Source organism: Bacillus sp. NPDC077411, assembly GCF_044543425.1.
Lineage (GTDB): Bacteria > Bacillota > Bacilli > Bacillales > Bacillaceae_G > Bacillus_A > Bacillus_A bruguierae.
Window position 1 is genome coordinate 1 of sequence record NZ_JBITWA010000026.1, and the last position, 10,881, is coordinate 10,881.

The 10,881-nt window shown below is 36.9% G+C and carries 15 protein-coding genes; 2 read left to right on the top strand and 13 right to left on the bottom strand.

Features of this window, described 5'->3' with window-relative positions; translation table 11 throughout:
- Nucleotides 1-206: 206 nt before the first annotated feature.
- Nucleotides 207-425 carry a hypothetical protein gene (locus tag ACIGHG_RS22305; protein ID WP_090920402.1) on the bottom strand — a complete coding sequence of 73 codons (219 nt, stop codon included), beginning with the start codon at nucleotides 423-425 and terminating at the stop codon, nucleotides 207-209.
- Nucleotides 426-561: 136 nt separating this feature from the next.
- Between ACIGHG_RS22305 and pdaB the strand changes: the two genes are divergently transcribed.
- A complete protein-coding gene (pdaB, locus tag ACIGHG_RS22310; protein WP_090920405.1) occupies nucleotides 562-1,326 on the top strand; it encodes a polysaccharide deacetylase family sporulation protein PdaB in 765 nt (254 codons plus the stop codon).
- A gap of 44 nt (nucleotides 1,327-1,370) precedes the next feature.
- Here the strand turns inward: pdaB and ACIGHG_RS22315 are convergent, their stop codons facing one another.
- Nucleotides 1,371-1,973: a KinB-signaling pathway activation protein gene (locus ACIGHG_RS22315; protein ID WP_396550605.1), complete on the bottom strand. Its 603-nt coding sequence runs from the start codon at nucleotides 1,971-1,973 to the stop codon at nucleotides 1,371-1,373.
- Nucleotides 1,974-2,109: 136 nt separating this feature from the next.
- Here ACIGHG_RS22315 and gerD point away from each other — a divergent pair, with 136 nt between their 5' ends.
- Nucleotides 2,110-2,718, top strand: coding sequence for a spore germination lipoprotein GerD (gene gerD / locus ACIGHG_RS22320; protein WP_020063205.1), 609 nt, complete (start codon nucleotides 2,110-2,112; stop codon nucleotides 2,716-2,718).
- A 15-nt stretch (nucleotides 2,719-2,733) separates the two neighbouring features.
- Here gerD and ACIGHG_RS22325 read toward each other — a convergent pair whose 3' ends face one another.
- The 11 genes from ACIGHG_RS22325 to ACIGHG_RS22375 form a co-directional block, all read right to left on the bottom strand.
- A complete protein-coding gene (locus tag ACIGHG_RS22325; RefSeq protein ID WP_090920411.1) occupies nucleotides 2,734-3,795 on the bottom strand; it encodes an Mrp/NBP35 family ATP-binding protein in 1,062 nt (353 codons plus the stop codon).
- A gap of 139 nt (nucleotides 3,796-3,934) precedes the next feature.
- The gene (gene cwlD / locus ACIGHG_RS22330) at nucleotides 3,935-4,648 is read right to left on the bottom strand and encodes an N-acetylmuramoyl-L-alanine amidase CwlD (protein ID WP_336474436.1); all 714 of its coding nucleotides are present in this window, start codon (nucleotides 4,646-4,648) and stop codon (nucleotides 3,935-3,937) included.
- A gap of 66 nt (nucleotides 4,649-4,714) precedes the next feature.
- A complete protein-coding gene (locus tag ACIGHG_RS22335) occupies nucleotides 4,715-5,143 on the bottom strand; it encodes a DUF2521 family protein (protein WP_336474435.1) in 429 nt (142 codons plus the stop codon).
- Nucleotides 5,144-5,307: 164 nt separating this feature from the next.
- Nucleotides 5,308-5,700 (bottom strand): 30S ribosomal protein S9, encoded by a 393-nt coding sequence (rpsI, locus tag ACIGHG_RS22340; RefSeq protein ID WP_020063209.1) that lies wholly within the window; start codon nucleotides 5,698-5,700, stop codon nucleotides 5,308-5,310.
- A 21-nt stretch (nucleotides 5,701-5,721) separates the two neighbouring features.
- Nucleotides 5,722-6,159 carry a 50S ribosomal protein L13 gene (gene rplM / locus ACIGHG_RS22345; RefSeq protein ID WP_035434682.1) on the bottom strand — a complete coding sequence of 146 codons (438 nt, stop codon included), beginning with the start codon at nucleotides 6,157-6,159 and terminating at the stop codon, nucleotides 5,722-5,724.
- Between the two features lie 155 nt (nucleotides 6,160-6,314).
- A complete protein-coding gene (gene truA, locus ACIGHG_RS22350) occupies nucleotides 6,315-7,058 on the bottom strand; it encodes a tRNA pseudouridine(38-40) synthase TruA (RefSeq protein WP_396550609.1) in 744 nt (247 codons plus the stop codon).
- Nucleotides 7,059-7,072: 14 nt separating this feature from the next.
- On the bottom strand, nucleotides 7,073-7,867 hold the full coding sequence (locus ACIGHG_RS22355; RefSeq protein ID WP_336474433.1) for an energy-coupling factor transporter transmembrane component T family protein: 795 nt from the start codon (nucleotides 7,865-7,867) through the stop codon (nucleotides 7,073-7,075).
- Nucleotides 7,855-8,736: an energy-coupling factor ABC transporter ATP-binding protein gene (locus ACIGHG_RS22360; RefSeq protein WP_336474432.1), complete on the bottom strand. Its 882-nt coding sequence runs from the start codon at nucleotides 8,734-8,736 to the stop codon at nucleotides 7,855-7,857. Before ACIGHG_RS22360 ends, ACIGHG_RS22355 begins: the two co-directional genes overlap by 13 nt.
- Nucleotides 8,712-9,554, bottom strand: coding sequence for an energy-coupling factor ABC transporter ATP-binding protein (locus tag ACIGHG_RS22365; protein ID WP_336474431.1), 843 nt, complete (start codon nucleotides 9,552-9,554; stop codon nucleotides 8,712-8,714). The genes ACIGHG_RS22360 and ACIGHG_RS22365 overlap by 25 nt, the downstream gene beginning before the upstream one ends.
- A gap of 112 nt (nucleotides 9,555-9,666) precedes the next feature.
- Nucleotides 9,667-10,029 carry a 50S ribosomal protein L17 gene (gene rplQ / locus ACIGHG_RS22370; RefSeq protein WP_020063215.1) on the bottom strand — a complete coding sequence of 121 codons (363 nt, stop codon included), beginning with the start codon at nucleotides 10,027-10,029 and terminating at the stop codon, nucleotides 9,667-9,669.
- Between the two features lie 35 nt (nucleotides 10,030-10,064).
- The coding region (locus ACIGHG_RS22375) for a DNA-directed RNA polymerase subunit alpha (RefSeq protein WP_396550613.1) at nucleotides 10,065-10,881 on the bottom strand (817 nt) is incomplete at its 5' end.

The following is a 10,881-nucleotide window of genomic DNA, read 5'->3' on the forward strand; positions in this document are numbered from 1 at the left end:
TCATAAATAAAAATTGACGTTTCACGTTGTTTGTTTCGTTCAGTTTTCAAAGAACTTATCCGCCGCTCAATTGCGACTTCCTTATGTTAACATCTTTGTTTTTCAATGTCAACAATGTTTTTTATTTCTTTTTTCGCGCTTGATGAATTCGTTCATCAGCGACGAATATCAATTTATCATATATAGAACCATACCGTCAATACTTTTTAATAAAAAATTCTTTTTCTCATATACCTTGTACAATCTTCAGGTGGAGCAATTTTTGTAAATAAAGTAAACAACAATTTATATCGCTCTTCCATCGTCTTTTTTACAACATGATGAATTCGTTTATCTGCAAAGTCAAATAATAACTCGTCTAGTTCTCTTTTCAATACATATTCTAGTTCCTTTTGTTCCTGCTCCGTAATCAGTAATCCAATCATTCTGTCACCTCAGCTGTTTCTTATCTACATACCGTTCATTATATCCTTTTCTTACGATGTTAATCGTTTAGTTCTCTTTTCTTCTTTTTCTGCATATAAGTAACTGAAAAGGATTGGACAAAGGGGCGGAGAAGCGATGTTTTTCTTCTTTATAACGAGTAAACATAAGTTTAAACAAATTAGTCTTATTATTGTGCTTTCCCTTTTTACGGCATGGCTACTTTTTTTAAAAACATATTCCTATCAATCAGCTTTTTCAACAGCTACTGGTCCAAAAGCAATTTATAAAGGAGACACGACAAAAAAACAGGTTTCTTTAACATTCGATATTAGTTGGGGAGATGAGAAAGCATTACCTATACTAGATACATTAAAAGAAAAAAAGATTAAAAACACCACCTTCTTCCTTTCTGCTGCGTGGGCAGAACGTCACCCTGATATTGTAGAGCGCATTATAAAAGACGGGCACGAAATTGGAAGTATGGGATACAATTACAAAGACTATACATCTTTAGAGGCTAGCGAAATCCGAAGGGATCTCCTAAAGGCACAGGACATATTTACAAAACTTCAAGTGAAACAAGTTCAACTCCTACGCCCTCCTAATGGTAACTTTAATAAAACGGTATTAAAAATTGCTGAATCTCTTGGGTATACGGTTGTACATTGGAGCAATAACTCAAATGATTGGAAAAACCCTGGAGTCAATAAAATTGTTACAACCGTTTCAGAAAACTTGCACGAAGGAGATATTATTCTACTTCACGCTTCTGATTCAGCACTACAAACAAATAAAGCATTGCCAATGCTGATTCAAAAATTAAAAACAGATGGATTTGAAAACATCTCTGTTTCCCAGCTCATCTCAAATACAAAAGCTAAAAGTAAAGACATAGATTAAACTCATCCTTATCCACTAAAGAAAAGCTGATTCCAATATAGGAATCAGCTTTTTTGTCCTATTAAACGATGCAATATCAAAACCTGATATGCATTGCAAATGAGCAATGGAACAACCATTAAATATAACCAATTCGTATCATTAATACGTAATGCTGGAACCCATTCAATAATAGTTACAACAATCATAAAGAATAACGCTGGAACAAACGCCTTCTTGTTTGTCTCTTTGCTTTTTATGTAAGCAACGATTATTCCAAACAAAAAAAGAGCTGCGGCAACAAAAATATTCGTACCCAGTGATGCGTTCCCATTTGCAATTAATACGGAGCGTAAATATACAAAGTCAAATAATACAAACACAATTAAGAACATTTGTATTACATTCCAAAGGGTGGGAGAACGAAACATCCCTAGCCCAAATCGATGAATTGTTAGATATGCAAAGAACCCCATCTGACTGATTACACTAAAAATAAAACCGACTCCAAGCAACCAAAAAGAAACAATTAGGATTTCCTTTCCGTCTAAATTTTGAAAAAATTCATTGTACTTGTCCCACTCTAAAATAAAACCGATAAAGATTGTACTGCTTCCCCCAAGAAATAAAGTCGTCAAAAAGAGTCGTACCCAATTTCGGCTATTCACAGACATATCCCCCATTATATATATTTCTAATTAAATTGTAACAATGTCAATTTTAAAAAGCTAGCCATCAATATGCATAAATTCTCCTAAGAGATTTATATTAAAAAAGAGAAACACGTGAAAGGAGCCCTAGCTGATGAAACGGATTCTACTCATTTCGGTCTCTTTCATCCTTTTTATCGGAATCGTTGCATGCGCACAGGAAAAAGAAGCGAAATCCCAATTAGATTATGATCAAACGAAAAAAATGATTATTGATATTTTAAAAACGGATCAAGGAAAAAAAGCAATTCAAGATGTACTAACCGATGAAAAAATGAAACAAGCTCTTATTTTAGACGAATCTGTAGTAAAAAAAACGATTGAAGATACTATGATATCAGAGAAAGGGCAACAATTTTGGGAAAAAGTATTTAAAGACCCTGAGTTTGCCACTAAATTTGCAAAAAGCATCGAGAAAGAACAAACAAATTTAATGAAAACTTTATTAAAAGATCCTGATTATCAAGCTGGTGTTATAGAAATCATGAAAAATCCAGAAGTAGGAAAAATCATGATGCAAACAATGAAAAGTAAAGAGTACCGTCAATATTTACAGCAAGTCTTAACCGAAACTGCCGAAAGTCCATTATTTCAGGCAAAAATGATTGATATTATTAGTAAAGGTGTTGAAAAAGCGCAGAAAAGTGGTGGTGAACAGAAAAAAGAAGGCGGATCAGAAGAAGGCAAAAAAGAACAAAAATAACCCTCGTACTGAGGGTTATTTTTGTTTAATTGCAGCTCTCTCAATTACTTGCTGAGCAATTTGTTTATAGATTACTCCAATTTTATGATTTTCATCGTATACAGATGGAGCAAATTCTTCTGTATTCCAATCTGGTTGCTGAAGCGGAATTTGACCGAGTACTACTGTCTGCAGTTCTGTTGCTAATTTTTCCCCTCCGCCTTTTCCGAATACATATTCTTTTTCACCAGTTACTTTACTTTCGAAATAAGACATATTTTCCACAACACCAATAATCTCATGCTCTGTACGAAGTGCCATTGCGCCAGCTCTAGCTGCTACAAAAGCTGCTGTTGGATGCGGTGTTGTTACAATAACTTCTTTACATGCCGGAAGCATTGAATGCACATCTAATGCTACATCACCTGTACCAGGAGGTAAGTCTAACACTAAGTAATCTAAATCCCCCCACTCTACTTCTGTGAAGAAATGATTTAACATTTTACCAAGCATAGGACCTCTCCAAATAACAGGCGCATTATCTTCTACGAAAAATCCCATAGAAATAACTTTCACACCAAAACGTTCTACTGGAATGATTTTATCACCGCGTACAATAGGACGTTTTTCAATCCCCATCATATCCGGCACACTAAATCCGTATATATCAGCATCAACAATCCCAACCTTTTTCCCTAAACGGGCAAGAGAAATTGCCAAGTTTACAGAAACCGTTGATTTTCCAACACCGCCTTTTCCACTCGCTACTGCTAAGAAAGTTGTTTTAGCATGCGGTGATAATAAAGATTCACTCTGCTCTTCTTGCGGAGCAAATTGTAATCGTTCCTCTTCGGTAAATTCTGTAAAGCGCAATCCTACTGTCGCTGCTCCTAATTCTTTCACTAATTTTACGAGTGTTCCTTGCAGCTGCATTTGCTCCGCTGTTCCTGTTTTCACAATTGCAACTTTAATGCTAACATGTTCTTTTTCTGGTTTTACTGTAACTTCTTTAATAGCATTTGTTTCTTTTAATGTTTTATTTAGAAACGGATCTACAATCCCTTCAAGTGCTCCCATTACTTGTTCTTTCGTTACCATAATCTGTCCCGCCCCCTGTTATGAAGATAATTGAAATTAAGTTCTTACGAGCATGTAATTGCCGTTAAAACGAAATAAATGCGTTTTCATTGTAAGTATAGCATATTTTCGGAAAACTCCGTTACAAAGAAACCCTCCCTTAATCGGGAGGGTTTCCTTTTTCAGTAAAGTAGCGCAAGACTCCGCGATATATAGCAGCGGAAACTTTTTGCTGATATTTCTCTGAGTTCAGTAAATATCTTTCGTTTACATTTGATAAAAAACCAGCTTCAACTAATGCACCAGGTGTTTTCGCATACTTTAATAAATAAACATGAGAAATTGTTTTCGCCGAACGGTTCGTATTCTCAAGACTTGTTCGTAATTCAGCTTGAATAAATTTTGCCGCTCGTTCGTTTTCTACTAAAGAACGATAATAAAATGTTTGTGCTCCTTTTGAGCTACCACTTGGAAGGGCATTCAAATGCACACTAACAAAAAAGTCAACATCAGGCTTATTAATAATTTCTACACGTTTTTTTAAATCCTCTGCTTTACGGCGACTATATCCCTTCGTGCTTTTGTCAGCCAAATCATAATCTCCATTACGCGTTAAAATAACAAGTGCTCCTTGTTCCTGCAAATAGTCTCGTACCTTTTTAGTAATTTCTAGTGTAATATCTTTTTCAACAATATCTTCTCCGCCAACCGCTCCTCCATCTGGGCCGCCATGACCAGCATCTAATACAATAATTTTTCCAGACAAAGGCAAATTCCATGCTCTCCATGATTTTGTGATTTGAAATTCCTGCTTTACTAAAAAAAAGAGTACCACCGCTGCTAACATAAAAGAAATAATCCGAATTCTTTTCATACCTTTCCTCCTCTAGCTAGTCCCTCTACTTACTTATATGGGACAAGAGGAAAGTTTATGATTTACTTAATGCAGCTTCATGCGATATCTTTTCTCACCCTTCTCATATCCTTGTTGCCACCAAGCGCTAATAAAGTACTGACACGATTGATATAGCTGCTCATCTTCATTTTCTTCCAAAGTACGCAAAGGCACACTTGTCAAAAAATGAAACAGCATTTCTGTTAATTGAGTTTCTTCATGAGATGATCTGTTCTTTACATCTAAAAGCGATTCTCCATAATATCCAAACTTACTATACCTAGCTCCTAATAAATAAGACTCAATGCCGAGTTCTATACAATAATCTTCATAATGACGATGAAATGTATCCATACAAAAGCAATTACGAATATTTTCTCTAAGTGTTTGTAATGATAATTCACGCAATATTTTACGTTCATACTTCAATTGCTTTTCTCTTTGTTTTTCTTTCAGACTCACAATAACATTCATAGTACTTAAAACCTCCCTATGTACGTATTAGTCTAAACTTCTCAGTAGGAAGCATACACAAGAAGGTAGCACTAAAATATTCCAAAGAAGGAGATGCTAACAAAAACTATTGAAGAACATAAAAAAACCCCAGCCAAAAGGCTGAGGTTTGAAGTTCGCAAAAATTAACGTTTTGAGAACTGAGGTGCACGACGAGCACCTTTAAGACCGTATTTTTTACGCTCTTTCATACGTGCATCACGAGTTAATAGACCTGCACGTTTTAATGTTAAACGGTATTCTGGATCAGCTTTTAGTAAAGCGCGAGAAATACCGTGACGGATAGCACCAGCTTGACCAGTGTATCCACCGCCATGTACATTTACAAGTACATCGTAGTTACCTAAAGTTTCTGTTGCAACTAGAGGTTGTTTCACTACTTCACGTAATGCAGCAAATGGGATATAGTTTTCAAAATCACGACCGTTAATGATAACGCGTCCTTCGCCTGGAACTAGGCGTACGCGTGCTACTGAACTCTTACGACGTCCAGTACCATTGTATTGTACCTGTGCCAAAGTAAGCCCTCCTTTAATTAATTATCCGCGAAGTTCGTAAACTTCTGGTTTTTGTGCTTGATGTGGATGCTCAGATCCAGCATACACATTTAATTTTTTAGACATTTGACGTCCTAAACGTCCTTTTGGAAGCATGCCTTTAATAGCAAGCTCTAACATTTGTACAGGGTAGTTTGTACGCATTTCTAGAGCTGTTCTTTGTTTAAGTCCACCTGGGTGGTTAGTGTGACGGTAGTAAATTTTATCGTTTAATTTATTACCTGTTAAGTGAATTTTCTCAGCGTTAATAATAATTACATGATCACCCGTGTCAACGTGTGGTGTAAATGTTGGTTTGTTTTTACCACGTAAAATGGATGCTACTTCACTAGAAAGACGACCTAAAGTTTGACCTTCAGCGTCAATCACATACCATTTACGCTCAACTTCGTTAGCTTTTGCCATAAAAGTCGTACGCATTTGTTTCCCTCCTACTCGTTATCTTTTCCATAGAAAAAATCTATTGTTTATCTTAAACACGATTTCCTTCCGGGGCTAATCGTGGTTTTAGAAACAATACCATATGTTATGATATACTTTTGAGTTTCTAATGTCAAGCGAATGTTACACCAGGATTAGTTGTTATAGTTTACCTCCCATAAATAAAGGCCTTGCCCCGGTACCATCTTCCCAGCAAAACGGCGGTCTTGTTTTTTTAAAATGTCTGGAATGCTTTCAGGAGCAATTTTTCCTTGACCAACGCTAAGCAGCGTACCGACAATAATTCGAACCATGTTATATAAAAAACCATTTCCAACAAAGCGAAAGATTAGCTCATCGACTTGCTCTATTAAATCTATTTCATAAATTGTTCGTACTTTATCTTTTTTATCAGTTTTTGCCGAACAAAATGAAGTAAAATCATGCGTTCCAATAAAATAAAGAAGTGCGTTTCGAATAGATTCTATATCTAATTCATACGGATACTGATATACATAATTTCTACGGAATACATCAGCTTTTTTAGATAATAATACACGATAACGATATTCTTTTTTTACAACGCCGTACCTTGCGTGAAAGTCTAACGTTTTTTTCTCAGCCTGCTGCACAGCAATATCATCTGGCAGCATTGTATTTAAAGCCGCCATCCATTGCTCTCCTGTTAATGATAGGGGTGTATCAAAATGAATAACCTGGCCTTTGGCATGAACGTTGGAATCTGTTCTTCCTGACGCTTGTACACGAACAGCTTCCCCTTTATGCACCTTTTGCAAAGCTTTCTCTATTTCTTGTTGAACAGTACGTTGATTCGGTTGAATCTGATATCCACAAAAGTTAATTCCATCATACGAAACTGTGCATTTTATTCTTTCCATATTCATACTCTCCATTACGATCGAACCAAAATTAAAATACACGCTAAACCAAATAGACTTAAAAGCGTTAATGTATCGATCCATTTCCATTCTAGCTGCCGGAATTTCGTACGATATCCGCTGCTTTGATAACCTCGTGCTTCCATAGCAATTGCCAAATCTTCTGCACGTTTAAATGCACTAATAAATAGCGGTACAAGTAACGAGATAATCGCCTTCACCCTGTCTTTCATTGGACCGCCTGCAAAGTCTATACCACGAGAAGCTTGTGCTTTCATAATTTTACTTGTTTCATCCATCAAAGTTGGAATAAAGCGCAAAGAAATAGACATCATAAGTGCGATTTCGTGAACAGGAACTTTTATACGTTTTAAAGGATGCAGCAGTGTCTCCATGCCATCTGTAATTTCAATTGGTGTTGTCGTTAATGTTAATAGGGTCGTCATTAAAATAATGACCAAAAAACGAATAGAAATATAAATTCCCTGCTCCAAACCTTTCTCATATATAGAAAACCATCCAAATTGAACGAGTACAGCACCTTCTTTTGTTGTAAAAATGTGCAGAAAGAACGTGAATAAAAAAATCCATAAAATAGGTTTTAGCCCAGAAAGAATATAGCGAATCGGCACTTTTGCAAAAAACAAAGCAATGAGTGCATACAAAAATAGCAAGCCGTATGAAATTGCATTATTTGCTAAAAATACAACAAATACATATAAAAAGACCATTAACAGTTTTGTACGAGGATCCAATCTATGAATAGCAGATTCTCCCGGAATGTACCTTCCAATAATTAACTGCTGCATGATGAATCCCCACCTTTTCTAAACAGTTGTATGACTTCATCTGCTAAATCTTCTAAAGACAAGGTGGCTTTCGGTATAGAAATGCCTAATTTCTCTTCAATTTCTCGCTTATACTTTAGCGACATCGGAAGAGATACACCAATTTGTTCAAGCTCATCTGCATGCGTAAAGACTTCCTCTGATGTTCCTTGCAAAAAGACCGTTCCTTTATGCATCACAACAATGTTGTCTGCATATTTTGCAGCATCCTCCATATTATGTGTCACAAGAATCACCGTAAGATTTTTTTGCTTGTGAAGATGATAAAACATCTCCATAAGTTCATTTTGTCCCTTAGGATCAAGTCCTGCTGTTGGTTCATCTAACACTAATACCTCAGGCTCCATCGCGAGTACACCTGCTATAGCAACGCGTCTCATTTGTCCACCGCTTAATTCAAACGGAGATCGTTCTAATAGCTCCTCTGGTAGCCCAACTAACCGAATAGAATCTTTTGCCTTTTGTTTTGCCGCTGCTTCAGATACACCAAAGTTTAAAGGCCCAAAGCAAATATCCTTTTCTACCGTTTCTTCAAATAATTGATGCTCTGGAAATTGAAAAACAACCCCTACTTTTTTTCGAAGAGGCTTTAACTTCTTCGCTTTCTTTTGAGAAGAAATTCTATATTCCCCAATTTGAACAGTACCAGTCGTTGGTTGTAATAAGCCATTTAAATGTTGAATCATCGTTGACTTACCCGATCCCGTATGACCGATAATCGCATAATAACCACCACTAGGAAGCGAAATATCTATATCGTAAAGGGCTCGTTTTTCAAATGGGGTTTTATATTGATAACGATGCTCTACTTTTTGGAATGTAATCTCCAAAGTTCGCTCACCAAACTTTCCATTGTAAGATGCATTGATTGTAAAGGAATTTTATTGCTTTTCAATAATTCTGCCATTTTCACTGAAAATGGTACGTCTAAACCGATTTCTTGCAGCATTTCCGGTGATTGAAAAATTTGTTCAGGTGTTCCCTCTTCTAGTAATTCTCCGCGATTTAAAATAATAATACGATCTGACTGCGCTGCTTCTTCTAAGTCGTGAGTAATCGAAAGAACTGTAATTCCCTTCGTACGAACAAGGTCTCTTACCGTTTCTACCACTTCTTTACGGCCTTGGGGATCAAGCATAGATGTTGCCTCATCTAATACTAAAATAGACGGCTGAAGTGCTAATACGCCTGCAATTGCAACGCGCTGCTTTTGTCCACCCGATAAATAGTGAGGTTCTTCATTTTGGAATTCTTCCATTCGAACGAGCTCCAAAGCGTGTTTCATACGTTCTACCATTAGTTCTCTTGGCATTCCGGCATTCTCAAGCCCAAAGACAACATCATCCTGTACAGTTGTTCCGACAAATTGATTATCTGGATTTTGAAAAACCATTCCAATCTGCTTACGAATATCCCATACAGTTTCTTCTGATAAAACAAGTGTTCCATTTACAGTAATTGTTCCTCCTGATGGTAAAAACAAGCCATTTAATAACTTTGCAAGCGTTGATTTCCCTGACCCATTCTGTCCAATAATAGATACCCACTCTCCTTCATATAAGGAGAGTGAAACGTCACGCAGGGCGTAAGAAGCAGCTTGAGGATATTGAAATGATATGTTCTCAGCACGAAGCTTCTCTTTTTTCACTTGTGGACACCCTCTTCCATTATTCAGCCCAATAAACGTTTTCTTCTATACTTAAAAAAAAAGGGCCATGACCAGTTACTTAAAAAGTACTGTCCTGCCCTTTTGCTTGACATTATACTAACTCGATAATTACCATTGGTGCAGCGTCACCGCGACGTGGACCAATTTTTGCAATACGAGTGTATCCGCCTTGACGCTCAGCATAGCGTGGAGCTACATCAGCGAATAATTTTTGTAATGCATCTTGACCAGTCTCAGCATTAGCAACTTCATTACGAATGTAAGCAGCTGCTTGACGACGAGCATGAAGATCTCCGCGTTTACCTAAAGTGATCATTTTTTCCACTACAGAACGAAGTTCTTTTGCACGAGTTTCTGTCGTTTGGATGCGCTCATTGATAATTAAATCAGTAGCTAAGTCACGTAACATAGCTTTACGTTGCGCACTTGTACGGCCTAATTTTCTGTATGCCATTCGTAGTTCCCTCCTTCGTTGATGAATTTAAATCCTCAGTCGTCTTTACGTAAGCCTAAACCTAATTCTTCCAGCTTATGCTTAACTTCTTCTAAAGATTTACGTCCTAAGTTACGAACTTTCATCATATCTTCTTCAGTTTTATTCGCAAGCTCTTGTACAGTGTTAATACCTGCACGTTTTAGGCAATTATAAGAACGAACAGAAAGATCAAGTTCTTCAATTGTCATTTCTAGAACTTTTTCTTTTTGATCTTCTTCCTTTTCGACCATAATCTCAGCATTTTGTGCTTCGTCAGTTAAACCAACAAAGATGTTTAAATGCTCTGTTAAGATTTTGGCACCTAAAGAGATAGCTTCTTTTGGCCCGATGCTTCCATCCGTCCATACATCAAGCGTAAGCTTATCATAATTTGCCACTTGTCCAACACGTGTCTTTTCCACTTGGTAAGTCACACGTGATACTGGAGTATAAATAGAATCAATAGGAATTACACCTATTGGTTGATCCTCGCTCTTATTTGCATCAGCTGGCGTATACCCACGGCCACGCTTTGCAGTTAAACGCACGCGGAAATGCGCATCCTTTGCTAACGTCGCAATGTATAAATCTGGATTTAAGATTTCAACATCACTATCGTGAGTAATATCAGCAGCTGTGACAACACCTTCGCCCTGTACATCGATTTCGAGTGTCTTCTCTTCTTCAGAGTAGATTTTGAGAGCTAACTTTTTCAAGTTTAAGATGATCGTTGTAACATCTTCTACTACACCCTCAACTGTCGAAAATTCGTGTAATACGCCATCAATTTGGATGGCAGTAACAGCGGCACCAGGGAGTGAGGATAAAAGG